Raw genomic sequence first — 17,356 nt, forward strand, 5'->3', positions numbered from 1 at the left:
CTAGAGTATCGCTTTATTTTTAAAATTATCGCCATCACTTCTATACAAAAAAGAGTAGGTAGTGTGTATCTATTGTTTTTTGTTTAGAAGATGGCAAAAAGGAGAAAAAAATGTCAAAACAAGTTTTTGAAACAATGTGGGCGGGTCGTCCATTAAAAGTAGAAGTTGGCCAATTAGCCAAACAAGCCAATGGAGCCGTATTGGTTCGCTATGGTGATACGGTTGTATTAACAGCAGTTGTCTGTTCAAAAAAACCAATCGATGGTGATTTTTTCCCATTGACCGTAAACTACAATGAAAAAATGTATGCAGTGGGTAAAATTCCAGGTGGTTTTATTAAACGTGAAGGCCGTCCAAGTGAAGCGGCAACTTTAACAGCGCGTTTAATTGACCGTCCAATTCGTCCCATGTTTGCGGAAGGTTTCCGTAACGAAGTGCAAATTACTAATACGGTAATGTCAGTGGATCAAGATTGCACACCAGAAATGGCAGCGATGTTTGGTTCCTCTCTAGCATTAGCCATTTCAGATATTCCATTTGACGGACCAATTGCTGGTGTGGATGTTGGTCGTGTGAATGGCGAATATGTCATCAATCCAACAGTTGAACAAAAAGAATTAAGCGATATTGAGTTATCTGTTGCTGGTACAAAAACAGCGATTAACATGGTAGAAAGTTCAGCTAAAGAAGTTTCTGAAGACGATATGTTAGGTGCTTTATTATTTGGTCATAACAACATTAAAGAATTGATTGCTTTCCAAGAAACCGTTGTGGCTGCTGTTGGTAAGCCTAAAATGGAAATTCAATTAATGGAATTAGATCCTGCTTTAGTAGAGGAAGCGAACCAATTATTTAAAGCGAAAATGTTAACGGCTATTCAAACAGAAGAAAAATTAGCACGTGAAGAAAATATTGAATTAGTTAAAGAAGAAGCAATTGCCTATTTTGAAGAAAAATATGCAGAACACGAAGAATTTGCACGCATTGCAAAAGAAATTCGTCAAATTGCTTATGACTTAGAAAAAGACGAAGTGCGTCGTTTAATTACGGAAGATAAAGTGCGTCCTGACGGTCGTAAAATTGATGAAATTCGTCCATTATCTTCTGAAGTGGCGTTATTACCACGCGTACATGGATCTGGGTTATTCACACGTGGTCAAACACAAGCCTTAACCGCTGCAACATTAGCACCTTTAGGTGAGCATCAAGTGATTGATGGGTTAGGTATTGAAGAATCAAAACGATTCATTCACCATTACAACTTCCCACAATTTTCTGTTGGTTCAACAGGTCGTGCTGGAAGTCCGGGACGTCGTGAAATTGGACATGGAGCGTTAGGTGAACGTGCGTTAAAACAAATTATTCCATCACCAGAAGATTTCCCATACACCATCCGTTTAGTATCAGAAGTATTGGAATCAAATGGATCAAGTTCACAAGCAAGTATTTGTGCTGGAACATTGGCGTTAATGGATGCGGGTGTACCAATTAAAGCACCTGTAGCAGGTATTGCAATGGGTCTTGTGATGACAGGTGAAAACTATACTGTTTTAACCGATATTCAAGGATTGGAAGACCATTTAGGCGATATGGACTTTAAAGTGGCGGGGACTGCTGATGGGATTACGGCGTTACAAATGGACATTAAAATTCAAGGTATTACGGAAGCGATTTTAACAGAAGCTTTAACACAAGCGAAAAAAGCACGTTTAGAAATTTTAGACGAGTTAACAAGTACGATTGCACAACCACGTCCAGAGTTAAGTCCATACGCACCGAAAATCGAAATGATTCAAATTCATCCGGATCAAATTAAAGTGGTTATTGGTAAAGGTGGAGAAACCATTAACGCTATCATTGATGAAACGGGCGTTAAAATTGATATTGACCAAGAGGGTAACGTAAGTATTGCTTCGCCAGATGCAGCGATGATTCAACGCGCTATTGACATTATTCGTGAATTGACACATGTCGTTGAAGTGGGTAACGTTTATGAAGGTACGGTTCGTCGTATTGAAAAATTTGGTGCATTCGTTGAAGTGGCAAAAGGTAAAGACGGTTTAGTGCATATTTCTGAAATTGCGCATACACGTACGAAAAATGTTGAAGACGTTTTACAATTAGGTCAAAAAGTTAACGTTAAAGTTACTGAAATCGATGATAAAGGACGTATCAATTTATCAATGAAAGTGTTGTTACCAAAAGTAGAAAAAACAGAAAATACAGGTGAATAAATGAAAGTTATTGAAACAAGTCATGCACCAGCAGCGATTGGACCCTATTCACAAGCTTATTTGGTTAATGGTGTATTGTATACATCTGGTCAAATTCCAGTTAATGCTGTTGACGGAAGCGTACCAGACGGTATTCAAGCACAAGCGAAACAAAGTTGTGAAAATGTAAAAGCAATTTTAAAAGAAGCTGGGACAGATTTTGATAAAGTCTTTAAAACAACTTGCTTTTTATCGAATATGGCTGATTTTGCAGAATTTAATGCGGTTTATGAAAGTTATTTTACATCAAAACCAGCACGTTCTTGTGTAGCGGTTAAAACGTTGCCAAAAAACGTGTTATGTGAAATCGAAGTTATTGCAGTTGTTGACTAAATCGGTTAGTATGAGTGTATACATAGAAATGACTATGTGTACACTTTTTTTATGATTAAGGGGGAGTTAAGATGATTATTACAACAACAAATCAAATAGAAGGTAAAAGCATTGTTGAATACAAAGGCATTGTTTTTGGAGAAGTGATTGCCGGAGTAAATATGTTTAAAGATATCGCAGCCGGTTTTCGTAACATGTTTGGTGGTCGTGCGGCATCGTATGAAGGCGAATTGTTACAAGCACGAACAGAAGCGATTGAAGAAATGCAACAACGTGCATTAAGCATTGGTGCAAATGCTATTGTCGGTGTGAAAGTAGATTATGAAACATTGGGTGCTGAAAATGGCATGTTAATGGTGACGGTCAGTGGAACAGCCGTTATCGTTCGTTAAATAAGGTTATGTTATTAGAATGGAATACATAAAAAAGTCCATCAACGCAGAAAACGATCTGCGTTGGTGGACTTTATGTGTTTAGTTTAATAAACGTCACATTTGGGAATGTCTAATATACCACCGCCGTTACGCAATGATTTTGTAGCTTGGCAACCAACGGCAACACTCATGCGTCCGTCAAGAACAGAAGCATTTGGTTCAACGTCGTTAAAAATGTAATCAACAAACGCTTTAACAATGCGTTCATCGCCACCGTCATGATGTCCTAATTGCGGTTTCATATGAATGACTAAATCACTTTGGTCGCGTAACGCTTTAGTATGTCGCGTTTTAATGGTGATGGTTTGATTAATGTCATCATTTTCCATGCGACCTTTTGTACCAATAATGGTGTAGTTGCGAGAGTATTCGGGTGTGAAATGGCATTGCATATACGTTGCCAAAACACCATTTTCCAATTCCATAATCATGGTGTTGTTATCTTCAACGTTAATATCAACATCTGTTTGATTTTTTAAGCCGTCATCTTCAAAGTTTTTAGGATCGTTGTAAAAATCTAATTTTCCTAGTGCAGATACTTTTTTTGTATAACTATTGGCTAACATGTGAATGACGTCGATGTCGTGTGATGCTTTTTGTAATAATAGTGAATTTGTATATTTTGAATTGCGATGCCAATCTTGATAGTAGTAGCGACCACCACGTCCAACAAAATGACGCACCCAAATGGCTTTAATGTCACCAATAAAGCCTTGGTCTAAGTACCATTTCATTGTTTCGTACATTGGCATATAGCGCATATTGAACCCAATCATTAATTTGCGATTGGTTTTGCGCCATGTTTCGATAATGCGATCACAATCTTCAATGGAAATTGCCATTGGTTTTTCCAAATATAAATCTTTACCGGCTTCTAATATTTCAACCGCCATATCTGCATGTGTATGGTCTTCTGTTAATAATAAAATCGCGTCAATGTCGTCGCGTGTGAGCAATTCTTTATAGTTTTTTGTGAAAAAGCAGTCGGTTGTCACATCTTTTTTAAATTTTTCCATTCGCTCATTTAATAATTCACAAAATCCTGTAATCACGGACTGTCCATTTGGTTGGTGAAAAACTTGCGCCAAGTTACCACGTAACCCGTAGCCAATCACACCGATACGTAATTGTTTTTCCATAAAATACCCCCTAATTGTTTGATTATATTATAACGTTTTCAAAAACGGTGTGCAATGATGATGGATAGATTGATTTATTTTTACAACAAAAAACGATTCAGCAAGATTTCAACGGTGTCCATAAGAAGTCGCTAGACTTTAAAGAGTGTTTTTGTTATACTGTCTTCAGTCAAATAGAGTAAAAATAATGCCAAAGACTAGTAGTCGATACCTGCGAACAGTGAGTTGGGAGAGTGGAAACCAATACGTAAGGATGGATGAATCGCCCTTTGGAAATGGAGAAATCCCGCTAACAGCGTTATCGTTACAAGTGGATGCGTCAGCATCAATTAGAGTGGTACCACGGTAAATTATCGTCTCTACAAGTAGTTTTAGGCTATTTGTAGAGATTTTTTGTATAAAGGAGAAGAGAATGGATTATAAAAAAATAGTGGCACAAGCCGTTTTTGACGTGTTGTCAGAGCATTTAACAGTTGAAGAGGTATATCAATTAATTGAAACACCTAAATATGAAAAGATGGGCGATTTAGCGTTTCCATGTTTTACGCTAGCTAAAACATTGCGTCAAGCACCAAATCAAATTGCCAATGACGTTGTTGCTAAAATCAATAGCCCGTACATTGAAAAGCAAGAAGCAGTTGGTCCGTACGTCAACTTTTTCTTGGCAAAAGATAAAGTATCTAACGAAGTGTTAAGCGCTATTTTAGAACAAGGTGCTTCATACGGTCAGTTAGCCATCGGAAATAACGAAACAGTTGTCATTGACTTGTCGGCACCAAACATTGCTAAACCAATGTCAATGGGACATTTACGTTCTACGGTTATTGGAAATGCGTTAAACAATATTATGCAAAAAGTGGGTTATCAAACGGTTAAAGTGAATCACCTTGGTGACTGGGGAACACAATTTGGTAAATTGATTGTTGCGTATAAATTGTGGGGTTCAAAAGAAGCGGTTTTAGAAAGTCCAATTACTGAATTGTTACGCATTTATGTGAAGTTCCATGAAGAAGCAGAAACGCATCCTGAATTAGAAGATGACGCACGTGAATGGTTCAAAAAAATGGAAGACGGCGACAAAGAAGCGCTTGATTTATGGGAATGGTTTAGAGAAGAGTCGTTAAAAGAGTTTACACACGTATACGATAAATTAGAGGTAACATTTGACTCTTATAACGGTGAAGCGTTCTACAACGATAAAATGGATAAACCTGTCGAACTATTAGAACAAAAAGGATTGTTAAAAGTCGATAACGGTGCAACTATTGTTGATTTAGAAGCGTACCAATTAAATCCTGCTTTAATTAAAAAATCCGATGGTGCAACATTGTACATGACACGTGATTTAGCAGCAGCCATGTATCGTAAAGAAACGTATAACTTTGCAAAAGCGCTATACGTTGTTGGAAACGAGCAAAGCAACCACTTTAAACAGTTGAAAGCAGTTTTAAAAGAATCTGATTTACAATGGGGTGAGGATTTACACCACATCGCGTTCGGGTTAATTACGCAAAATGGTAAAAAATTATCGACGCGTAAAGGAAAAATCGTCTTGTTAAATGAAGTGTTGGAAGAGTCTGCAGGGTTGGCGTTGGCGCAAATTGAAGCAAAAAATCCAACGTTGGCTAACAAAGAAACGGTTGCTAAACAAGTCGGTTATGGTGCGGTAGTCTTCCACGATTTGAAAAATGATCGATTGAATAATTTTGACTTTAAGTTAGAAGAAGTTGTTCAATTTGAAGGGGAAACCGGTCCATATGTCCAATATTCACGTGTCAGAGCATTGAGTATTTTACGTAAAGTGGATATGGCAAGCGTTCCAAAAGGCGAGTTGACGTTAACAGATGATTACGCGTGGGAAGTGATTAAACAGTTGCGTGATTTCCCAGCGGCTATTAAACGCGCTAGCGAATTGTATGAGCCAAGTGTGATTGCGAAATACGTCATTCATTTGGCACAAGTGTTTAATAAATACTATGCTAATAGTACGGTTTTAGCAGAAGATGACCAATTGTACGCGCGTTTAGTGCTTGTTCAATCGGTGAGTGATGTGCTAAAAGAAGGTATGCGATTGTTAGGTATTCAAATGCCAGATGAAATGTAATTTGTAGCCGAAAAGTCGATCGTGGCTTTTCGGTTTTCTTATTTTAAACCGTTTACTTTTTGTCAACTTTAGTGTATAATTTTATATAAGGAGAACGTTATGCAAATAGGAATTTTAAATTTTGATCATCAAAAACATGATACGACGCGAAAAATTATCCACATTGATATGGACGCTTTTTATGCTAGTGTGGAAATGCGTGATAACCCTGAACTAAAAGACAAGCCCGTTGTGATTGCTAAACATCCGAAATTAACGCATGGACGTGGTATTGTGTCAACGTGTAATTATAAAGCGCGTGAGTATGGCATACGTTCGGCGATGAGTGCGCAAAAGGCGTATGAATTGTGTCCGCATGCGCATTTTATAGAGGGCGACATTACTTACTACGCCCAAGTGTCCCAGCAAATTCGCTCCATTTTTAAACGATATACCGATATGATTGAACCGTTATCACTGGATGAAGCGTATTTAGATGTAACGGTCAATAAAATTGGTGCAAAAAGTGCGATATATGTTGCCAAATGTATTCAAAGAGATATTTATCGCGAATTAAATTTAACGTGCTCGGCTGGAGTGTCGTATAATAAATTTTTAGCCAAAGTAGCCAGTGACTATCAAAAACCTGCCGGATTAACGACGATTACCCCAGATGAAGCGCAATCGTTTTTAAAGCAGTTACCTATTGAAAAATTTTATGGTGTTGGACGAAAATCGGTTGAAAAGTTACACGAATACGGCATTTTTACAGGTGAAGATATTTTAATGACGGATGCGACAATATTGGTTAAAAACTTAGGAAAATTAGGCTTTTTGCTACTACAACGTGCGCATGGCATTGATCATTCCGTTGTTAAACCAACACGACAACGGAAATCGTTAGGTCGAGAACGCACCTATTTTCCGGAATTAGCCAGTGAGCAGCAAGTGCAAATTGCCATTCGTGAATTGTCAAAAAGTGTTACACGCCAGTTGCAACGCGTGCATTTAAAAGGAAACGTCGTGACGTTAAAATTACGGTATAGCAATTTTGAAACGCAAACACGTCAAAAAAAATTGAGTCGGTTTATTGATGAGGAACAGTTTATTTTTCAAACGGCAATGGAGCTTTTTGAAGAATATGGCAATCTTGAACAAACGATTCGTTTAATTGGTGTATCGGTGAGTGGGTTAGAAGAACGTGTTTTTGAAAAAGTTGTTTTGAATTTTACATGATTACAGGGATTTCACTAAAAAAAATCCCTTTTTTAGTGTATAATATCTATCATTAATGAACGTATGGAGGCAGTATGAAACAACGTATTTTTTCTGGAGTACAACCAAGCGGTATTCCAACGATAGGTAATTATATTGGTGCAATGAAAAACTTTGTCCAATTACAAGATGACTATGACTGTATTTATTGTGTGGTTGATCAACACGCCATTACCGTTCCGCAAGATCCAAAAGTGTTGAAAGAACAAACGCGTTCATTAGCAGCGCTATATATTGCATTAGGCATTGATGCAAGTAAATCAACGTTATTTGTCCAATCAGAAGTGCCAGCACATGCACAAGCGGCATGGATTGCTTTATGCAATGTTGGTATTGGTGAGTTAGAACGTATGACGCAATATAAAGATAAATCAGCCAAACAAGAAACGGTATCCGCAGGATTATTATGTTACCCACCGTTAATGGCAGTGGATATTGCGTTGTATGACACACATGTTGTCCCAGTTGGTGAGGACCAAAAACAACATATCGAATTAACACGTGATTTTGTGACGCGTTTCAATTCTCGTTTTGGACAAGGTAAGGATATTTTAGTGTTGCCTGAAGCACTTATTCAAAAAGAAGGCGCACGTGTCATGAGTTTACAAGATCCGTCTAAAAAAATGTCAAAATCAGATACAAACACAAAAGCATTCGTGTCATTATTAGATGAACCCAATGTGATTCGTAAAAAAATTAAAAGTGCGGTAACAGACTCACAAGGGCTAGTTTACTTCGATAAAGAAAATAAACCTGCTATTTCAAATTTACTAACCATTTTTTCAGCGTTTAGCAATCGTTCAATTGATGACTTAGTATTGGAATATCGAGAAGGTGGCTATGGTAAATTTAAAACGGATTTAGCAGAAAGTATTGTTGCCGTTTTAGAACCAATTCAAGCAAAATATAAACAATTGATGGCATCAACTGAATTGGATGACATTTTAGATGCGGGTGCTAAACGTGCAAATGCCATTGCCAATGAAACGTTAAAACGTATGGAAAAAGCGATTGGATTGGGTAGATAGTCGTTTGTTATTCAGATGGATAAACGCATTAAAACTTTAATCATACTAAAATAAAGAGAGTCAATAACTATGTTTATTACAAGAAAAGATTACGATAAAACATTTGAATTATTTGGTACGCAACCGACTTTAAATGATAAAGCGCCTGATTTTACGCTACCGTCTACAAAGGGGCGTAACGTGTCGCTGGATGATTTAAAAGGGCAAGTAACCATTTTAAGTGTGGTACCAAATATTAATACACGCGTGTGTGCGATACAAACACGTGAATTTAATCAACGCGCCAGCCAATTAAAAGGGATTAACTTTTTTACGATTGCACGAAATACGTTAGATGAGTTTAGTCAATGGTGTGCAGGAGAAGGATTAGATTTAGAAAATTTAAGCGATGTTGACGGGACTTTTGGAAAAGCTTACGGCTTAATCATGAGTGAATTAAATTTATTGGCACGCAGTGTATTTGTAATAGATCAATCGTTAAATATTGCCTATATGGAAATTGTGTCCGAAATGACAGATGAACCAGCGTATCAAGCGCCTATCAAAAAAGCGCTTGAATTGTTATAAGGTGGCACATGGAACATAAAAAAGAAAACTATATGAGTTATGTCGTTATGTATTTGGCGTATTTTGCATCGTATGCTTTGTTTACTGTATTGACGCCTGTTTATTTAACGGATAAAGGCTACAGTACGGTAGACGTTTCGTTTGTTGTTTCAAGTGGATTACTGGCGAGTATGTTATTATCCACTTATGTTGGACGATTAAGCGATAAATACGGTACAAAACACATCAATATTGTGCTTTTACTCATTTCTGCAAGTTTCGGGATTTTATATATGTTAATGGATCAATTGATTTTGATTGCTTTAGCGTATGCGGCAACATTTTGCTTAATGAATGTCGTCAATCCCGCCATTGAAAAAGTAGCGACAATGAGTCGGTTTCGTTATGGAACCATTCGTGTATGGGGGACAATCGGTTTTTCATTAGGCACACAAGTGAGTGGTATCATTTATGGCAATTTTGGAGCGATTGCTTTGTATTCGACATTTAGTATCGTGATGGTCATTACCGCAATGAGTTTACTCTTTATTCCGGGTGTTCATGGCATGCAAACAACTAACGTGAGCGATCCGTCTATTCATAAAAGCGAGTATCGATTGATGTCGTTATTGTCACAATGTAATTTTATGGTTTATTTATTGATTGGTTCACTGCTTTATGCCAGCGCGAATGTGAGCGCAACGCATTTACCCAATATGTTTAAACTAGACGGGTTGGATGTATCGCAAATTTCAACCATTTTATCCATTGCCGTATTGGCTGAAATTCCGTTAATGCTATATTCGCATACATTTATGGATAAATTGGATTCAAAACAACTCATGTTTTTATATTTAAGCGCATTTGGCATTCAATTTGCCGTATATGCCTATGTACCATTTGTACCTTTAAAAATTATGGTCACGCTACTTTGCAAACACGTCATGGGAATGCTTTTTATTATGACGAATTTAAAAGTCATCCACATGATTATCCCGTTACATTCACAAATGACCGCATTAGCCATTGTTTCCACACTCAACAGTGTGAGCGCCGTCATTTTACAAAATGTTTCAGGCGCCATTTTATCGGTCTCAAGTTATACCGTCTTTTACACGCTACTTGGGGTGTTGTGTGGTGCTTCGTTATTGTTATTACCACTTTTAAAAATTAATGAAGATAAATCGGTAAAATTATTTAATTAACGTAAAATATAAACTAAAAGGAATGATAAATGTTATGGAAAATGTATCTGTGGTGACAACTGGATTGTTTGACGATTCAGAAAAACAAATTGAATTATCGTTGCGTCCAACACGTCTAAATCAGTACATTGGACAAGAACGCATTAAACAAGAATTAACGATATACATTCAAGCAGCAAAGCAACGTAACGAAACATTGGATCATGTCTTGTTATACGGTCCGCCAGGATTGGGAAAAACGACATTGGCAATGGTCATTGCCAATGAACTTGGCGTCAACATTCGTACGACGAGTGGACCAGCTATTGAACGTCCCGGAGATTTAATCGCCATTTTAAATGATTTAAATGCCGGTGATGTTTTATTTATTGATGAAATACATCGATTACCGCGTACCATTGAAGAAATGCTATATTCGGCTATGGAAGATTTTTATGTTGATATTGTTTCTGGACAAGGACAAGCAGCACAAGCCATTCATTTTCCATTACCACCATTTACACTCATTGGTGCAACTACAAAAGCAGGATCTTTATCGGCACCATTACGTCACCGTTTTGGTATCGTTTCGCATTTAGAGTATTATGACGATGCAGCTTTAACAGAAATTGTAAAACGTTCGGCTAGTATTTTTGATATGGCGATTGAAGAAGAGGGCGCACTAGAAATTGGACGACGTTCTCGTGGTACACCGCGTATTGCCAATCGATTGTTAAAACGTGTTCGTGATTATACACAAATTCATGGTGACGGTATCATTTCAAAATCGTTAGCCAATGATGCGTTGACGATGCTACGTGTTGATGATAAAGGACTTGATTTTGTCGATAGACATTTATTAGAGAGTATGATGACGTTATACGACGGAGGCCCAGTTGGATTAAATACAATTGCTGCCAATATTGGCGAAGAGCCAGAAACGATTGAAGATATGTATGAGCCTTATTTATTGCAAAAAGGCTTTTTACAACGGACGCCACGTGGTCGTGTTGTGACCGCTTTAGCGTACGAGCATTTGAATAAGGAGAAACCATGTTAACGACAAACGATTTTGATTTTCATTTACCCGAGCATCTGATTGCACAAATACCTTTATTGGAGCGTAGTCAATCTAAGTTGCTTGTTTTGGATCGCCATACGGGCAATCATTTAGACACGCACTTTACGCATTTACTTGATGAGTTGCAAAAAGATGATGTACTTGTTTTAAACAATACCAAAGTCTTACCTGCACGATTACACGGTGTCAAATCTGAAACGCTAGGTCATATGGAAGTGTTGTTATTGCACAACATCGAAGGGGATGATTGGGAAGTTTTAGTAAAACCTGCTCGACGCGCTAAAGTTGGTACGGTTATTGAATTTGGTGATGGACGATTAAAAGCAACCGTTGTACAAGATGGCGAGCACGGTGGTCGTGTCATTCGCTTTAGTTATACGGGAGTGTTTTTGGAAGTGTTGGATTCACTTGGTGAAATGCCTTTACCACCGTATATTAAGGAGCGTTTAGAAGATAAAGACCGTTATCAAACGGTTTATGCCAAAGAAGTTGGCTCTGCAGCCGCACCGACAGCTGGCTTGCACTTTACACCACAACTTTTAACACAAATCGAAGAAAAAGGTGTGAAAATCGTCTACTTAACGCTACATGTCGGGTTAGGGACGTTTAGACCTGTATCGGTGGATAATTTAGATGAACATGTCATGCATGCGGAATATTATGAATTGTCTCAAGAGACGGCTGATGTTATTAATCAAGCAAAATTAAATGGCAATCGTGTGGTGGCAGTCGGGACAACCTCTATTCGTACACTTGAAACCATTGCACGCGATAACAATGGAAAAATGAAAAAATCGAGTGGCTGGACAGATATTTTTATTTCGCCCGGTTTCCAATTTCAATGTGTCGATGCGTTTGTGACGAATTTTCATTTACCTAAATCAACGTTAGTCATGCTTGTATCGGCGTTTGCAGGGCGTGAAAATGTTTTAAATGCTTACGCACACGCCATTGAAAAAGAGTACAGATTTTTCAGTTTTGGCGATGCGATGTTTGTAAAATAATGATTAAAATATAGTGTATTAAAGGCGGTAGCAATATCGTCTTTTTGTGCTTTTAAGGGTTAAAAAGCATGATTTTATACGGCAAGAGCCTATAAAAAAGTGGTGAATTATGGTAAAATAGAAGAGATAAAATAATGATAAATTTTACGTTGTTTTACTATCGTAACTGCTCGCGTAATGTGAGTAGTGTGGAGTAGATAAGGGAGGAAAAATGAAGAAAATACAGAAATTTGTATCGCTTTTGATGACAGTGGCACTTGTAATCGGTCTTTGGCCAGCGCAAGTGGTTCGTGCTGCTGATGAAGGGATTACGTTGACGCAAACGCAAGTACCGTCAACAAGGACAGACACAAGAGAATTTTTAACGGGAGAATTGATGCAATCGGTATTAACGTTTAAAGCGAATTTACCAGAAGCAGAGTATACGGGTGCGTATATTGAATTATCCGTTCCATCAAATGTGGCATCATTTGTTGAAAGTATTGAGCCAAATATTTCGCTAGATTCAGAAGTATTTGGAAGAGCGACAAATGTGAACGCAACGACATGGCGTATTCCTTTAAAAGCATCAAACGATGCAAGGGAAGCGGAAATTCCGATTTTCACTAAATTTAAAACATATGTCACGCCAGATAAAACAGCATTGCCAATTACGACAACGTTGAAAAAAGCTGATGGAACAGTTGTGAAAACGGCTGAACCCGTTTTATTTTTAGCTAAAGCAGGTGGTGCTTCGTATCAAATGGAAATTCGTGGCGGACAAGATCAAATTGGTGGTGTGGTGACGAATCAACAAACTTTAGCTACCAATGGACTTGTTGATGTTGTATTTGATTATATTCAGATTCCAGCTCCAGGAGCAAAATTATCTACTAGAAATTCTAAAGATGAGAACGGCCCTTTTAAAAACGTCACTGGACAACGTTTGTATGATACGATTACGTTAACGCAACCGTTGCCACCATTTGCAAAATTCGATGCGTCTAAAAACCCAAACTGGACATATGATGTTGGAACAAATACGGCAACTTATACATTAAATCGAAAAGATTATAATGATGATGGTTATAATGATGTCTCACTTGTCTTAACGTTTCCGGGAGCGAATGTCGATACAACGTATATGGCAGAATCAACAATGGTATTCCACCCAAGAAATAAAGGGGCGAATGAATCGGATGTGACACAAAGTAATTCGGTGCGTTATCGTTTTAGACCGAATAGTACAAAAGGTATGCCGTTTGAAAAAGTTTTTGCAAATGAGCCAGAAGATCGCTTGGATAATCAAACAAGTCTTTATAATGTGACGAACGTGGCTTCACGTACATCAAAAGGTGTCAACTGGCGCTTGACAGTAGCCAATACGGCATCAGAAAAAATAACGTTCACAGAGTTTAAAGATTATGGTTTAGATTCACGTTTATACTACACTGGTGTGAGTTTACCGAGAACAGATGATATTGTTTTAGATCACTACAACGGTGAAACGTATGCCAACGTGTCGAACGTCACTGTTCGTGGTGTGCTAAATGATGGCAGTCAACGTGTTTTAGGTACGGTATCAAGCGGACGGACATTGAATTTTGACCGTACAATTGCTAGAGAAATTAAAGAGTTGTATTTTGATTTTCCAAGTGGGTACACATTGAATCATAAACAAATTGTTAGTTTTACGGTTAAATCAGCGTTTAGACAAACACCAACGGTTAGCCCAACAGAATCAGAAAATGAGTATGTGAATAGTGGTAGTTACAACGCCGTTTATACACGTACAAATGGTAGTTCTTACCCGTTTTCTGCAAATGATACGGCTAAATTTAAATTAGTTGGTCAAAAGGTAGATATCGGTATTGAAAAACATTTATCTGAAAAATTAGATACGGGTTTTTTGCCACCACGTCGAGATGAAGCACTTCGTTCAGATGATGAGTATGCGATTTGGACTTTACAAGGTACTTGGGATAATACGGTAAAAGGTGTGGACGATAGAACAACATTAACGAATGTTGAATTCATTGATTTATTACCAGAAGGTGTTACTTATGAGAGAACTGTTTTAAACGGTGGTTGGGGAGCGCCTAGACCAACAGTCACTTATGTACCAAATTATAACGATACTGGATTAAATGCCGTTATTATCAAATGGAACAGCATTACTGTAGGTCAATTGAATCGTTACATGAAGAATTCAGACGCCATTCAAATTTTAACAAAAGTAACATCTAATTCTGTACCAGGACATAACACAAACTACGTTTTAGTGAGCGTAGACGGTACGCTTGTAACGAGTCAAGATACGCATCATATGGGTGCTGTGTATGGTTTTTTTGGTGGTTCGTATAAAGATGAGCGAGATGTCGATCAAGATGGAGATGTGAATGAATCGTTTGCAGCAGCGTCTGCTTATTATGAATATACGGGTCGATACGAAGTGTTAGCACGTAAATATATTGCTCGTGAAACGGTAAATAACTGGAATAAAGATGGATTAAAAACAGGAGCAGGTGCACCATTCCGTTATAAATTGTGGAATTACAATAATTTATTAACCAATGTAACCTCTTATGAATTGTTAGATGTTTTACCACATCCTAATGACTTTTCTACGGCTGCTTCCGCTACATCTGGTACACTAGAAGCGCGCCAATCTAAATTTAGCAATACTTTAACAGGACCTGTACGCATTACAACACCAAACGCACGTAAATTTACGGTAGAGTATTCTACAGATGTTATAACAGGTGAGGTGGATCAATCATCTCATCAATTAACGTTTAGTGATACTGTAGCAGATTATACGAAAGTAACCGCAATTAGAGTACGCTTGAATAATGGAGAAACATTCAATAAAGGCGAATTATTAGAAGCAGAATTACCAATGAAAGCGCCAGAAATAGCAACCTTAGGTGATCGTGCTTGGAATAACTTCTCAATTGCGACAAATACAAAACAACCAACACCAACCAATTTAGTGTGGAACGAAATGTATATTCCATCATCACCATTAAAAATTGTAAAAAAATCAGCGGACGGTGTGACGCTTCTTGCAGATGCCGTGTTCACTGTGACACGCGTAGATAATCCAGCAATGACGTATGAATTAACAACGAATCGAAATGGTGAAGTGGAGCAAGTTTTACCTTTAGGTACGTATACGGTTGTAGAAAAAACAGCACCAAGAGGGTATTTATTAGATGCGACTGTACGTACGGTTGAGATTGTCGAAGACGAAACGACAACAGTAGAAGCTGTAAACGTACCACTTATTTCAGTAACAACGCATAAAATTTGGAACGACGATGACAACCGAGATGGTAAACGTCCAGAAAACATTCAAGTTCGCTTATTGGCAAACGGCGTAGAAAAACAAACGGTTTCACTTTCTCAAACAGAGAATTGGACACATACATTTGTTGATTTACCAGCATACGAAAACGGTCAAAAAATTGTGTATTCTGTAACAGAAGATGCGGTTGCAGATTATGAAACAACTATTGATGGTTTTACCATTACGAATCGACATGTACCAGAAGTCAAAAACATTACGGTAAATAAAGTGTGGCAAGATAATGACAATCAAGATGGTAAACGTCCAGAAACGATTAATATTCGCTTATTTGCGAACGGTGAAGAAAGAGAACTTGCTACGTTGACGAGTGAAGATAACTGGACACATACATTTGAATATTTACCAGTTTATGACGAAGGTCAAGAAATTACGTATACGATAACGGAAGAAGAAGTTGACGGTTACGAAACAACAATTGATGGGTATACTGTTACAAATACTCATACACCAGAAGTAAAATCTGTTACGGTGAATAAAGTATGGCAAGATAACGATAATCAAGATGGTAAACGCCCAGAAAGTATTCACGTTCGCTTATTGGCAAACGGCGTAGAAAAACAAACGGCTTTACTTTCTCAAGCAGAAAATTGGGCACATACATTTGCTAATTTACCAGTGTATGAAAACGGTGAAGCAATTGTATACACTGTAACAGAAGATGCTGTTTCAGAATATGAAACAACAATTGATGGTTATACGATTACAAACCGCCATACACCAGAAGTGAAATCTGTTACGGTGAATAAAGTATGGCAAGATAACGATAATCAAGATGGTAAACGCCCAGAAACGATTCACGTTCGCTTATTGGCAAATGGTGTAGAAAAACAAACGGTTTCAATTTCTCAAACAGAGAATTGGGCACATACATTTGCTAATTTACCAGTGTATGAAAACGGTGAAGCAATTGTATATACTGTAACAGAAGATGCTGTTGCAAATTATGAAACAACAATTGATGGTTACACGATTACAAACAGCTATACTCCAGAAGCAAAATCCGTTACGGTGAATAAAGTATGGCAAGATAATGATGATAAAGACGGCAAACGTCCTGAAAAAATTACCGTACATTTATTGGCGAACGGTCAAATTGTCCGTACGCAAGACATGACAAAAGAGATGGATTGGACACATACATTTACTAATTTACCAGTGTATGCAAACGGAAAAGCGATTGAATATAGCATTAAAGAAGATGCGGTTGCATCTTATTCGTCAGTAGTTGATGGATTTAATGTGACAAACACATTGATTGAAACTCCGGATATGCCAGCACCAACTCCGGACGAAGAAACACCGGAAAAACCGACTCCACCGAGTCCGAATGAAACACCGGAAAAACCGACTCCACCAAGTCCAAATGAAACACCAGATGTACCGACGACTCCGGACGAGCCAACTAAAATGCCTAACGAGCCGACGGTTCCATCAAAACCAAAAGCATTACCAAATACAGGAAGTCAACACGATATGACAGTGATTGGGTTAAGTATTTTATTAATCGGTTTAGCTGGTTTAATCTATGACAAAAAAAGACTGCATAAATAACATCAATTAAATGCGTCAGCCACAAAAATCGACATCCTTTAAGATGTCGGTTTTTGTGCATTTTAAAGTTAAAAGC

The 17,356-nt window shown here is 37.8% G+C and carries 12 protein-coding genes; 11 read left to right on the forward strand and 1 reads right to left on the reverse strand.

Going from position 1 to position 17,356, the window contains the following annotated elements; translation table 11 throughout:
• Positions 1 to 110 precede the first annotated feature (110 nt).
• The 3 genes from pnp (at position 111) to J7S27_03020 (ending at position 2,998) form a co-directional block, all read left to right on the forward strand.
• Positions 111 to 2,234: a polyribonucleotide nucleotidyltransferase gene (gene pnp / locus J7S27_03010; protein QTU83507.1), complete on the forward strand. Its 2,124-nt coding sequence runs from the start codon at positions 111 to 113 to the stop codon at positions 2,232 to 2,234.
• On the forward strand, positions 2,235 to 2,606 hold the full coding sequence (locus J7S27_03015; protein QTU83508.1) for a RidA family protein: 372 nt from the start codon (positions 2,235 to 2,237) through the stop codon (positions 2,604 to 2,606).
• A 71-nt stretch (positions 2,607 to 2,677) separates the two neighbouring features.
• Positions 2,678 to 2,998, forward strand: a complete 321-nt coding sequence (locus J7S27_03020) for a putative heavy metal-binding protein (GenBank protein ID QTU83509.1) — start codon at positions 2,678 to 2,680, stop codon at positions 2,996 to 2,998.
• 86 nt (positions 2,999 to 3,084) lie between these two features.
• Here the strand turns inward: J7S27_03020 and J7S27_03025 are convergent, their stop codons facing one another.
• Positions 3,085 to 4,179 carry a Gfo/Idh/MocA family oxidoreductase gene (locus tag J7S27_03025; GenBank protein QTU83510.1) on the reverse strand — a complete coding sequence of 365 codons (1,095 nt, stop codon included), beginning with the start codon at positions 4,177 to 4,179 and terminating at the stop codon, positions 3,085 to 3,087.
• A 412-nt stretch (positions 4,180 to 4,591) separates the two neighbouring features.
• On the opposite strand from J7S27_03025, the gene J7S27_03030 reads away from it, so the two are divergent.
• The 8 genes from J7S27_03030 (at position 4,592) to J7S27_03065 (ending at position 17,280) form a co-directional block, all read left to right on the forward strand.
• Positions 4,592 to 6,283 (forward strand): arginine--tRNA ligase, encoded by a 1,692-nt coding sequence (locus tag J7S27_03030; GenBank protein ID QTU83511.1) that lies wholly within the window; start codon positions 4,592 to 4,594, stop codon positions 6,281 to 6,283.
• 99 nt (positions 6,284 to 6,382) lie between these two features.
• The gene (gene dinB / locus J7S27_03035; GenBank protein ID QTU83512.1) at positions 6,383 to 7,498 is read left to right on the forward strand and encodes a DNA polymerase IV; all 1,116 of its coding nucleotides are present in this window, start codon (positions 6,383 to 6,385) and stop codon (positions 7,496 to 7,498) included.
• Between the two features lie 74 nt (positions 7,499 to 7,572).
• On the forward strand, positions 7,573 to 8,565 hold the full coding sequence (trpS, locus tag J7S27_03040; GenBank protein QTU83513.1) for a tryptophan--tRNA ligase: 993 nt from the start codon (positions 7,573 to 7,575) through the stop codon (positions 8,563 to 8,565).
• 69 nt (positions 8,566 to 8,634) lie between these two features.
• Positions 8,635 to 9,132, forward strand: coding sequence for a peroxiredoxin (locus J7S27_03045; protein ID QTU83514.1), 498 nt, complete (start codon positions 8,635 to 8,637; stop codon positions 9,130 to 9,132).
• An 8-nt stretch (positions 9,133 to 9,140) separates the two neighbouring features.
• Positions 9,141 to 10,316 carry an MFS transporter gene (locus tag J7S27_03050; GenBank protein QTU83515.1) on the forward strand — a complete coding sequence of 392 codons (1,176 nt, stop codon included), beginning with the start codon at positions 9,141 to 9,143 and terminating at the stop codon, positions 10,314 to 10,316.
• Positions 10,317 to 10,350: 34 nt separating this feature from the next.
• Entirely contained in the window at positions 10,351 to 11,355 is a 1,005-nt protein-coding gene (gene ruvB / locus J7S27_03055) for a Holliday junction branch migration DNA helicase RuvB (protein ID QTU83516.1), read from the forward strand.
• A complete protein-coding gene (queA, locus tag J7S27_03060) occupies positions 11,349 to 12,380 on the forward strand; it encodes a tRNA preQ1(34) S-adenosylmethionine ribosyltransferase-isomerase QueA (GenBank protein ID QTU83517.1) in 1,032 nt (343 codons plus the stop codon). Before ruvB ends, queA begins: the two co-directional genes overlap by 7 nt.
• Positions 12,381 to 12,591: 211 nt before the next feature.
• Positions 12,592 to 17,280, forward strand: a complete 4,689-nt coding sequence (locus J7S27_03065; GenBank protein QTU83518.1) for a Cna B-type domain-containing protein — start codon at positions 12,592 to 12,594, stop codon at positions 17,278 to 17,280.
• Positions 17,281 to 17,356 lie beyond the last annotated feature (76 nt).

Source organism: Carnobacteriaceae bacterium zg-C25 (assembly GCA_017945845.1).
GTDB lineage: Bacteria > Bacillota > Bacilli > Lactobacillales > Aerococcaceae > WM01.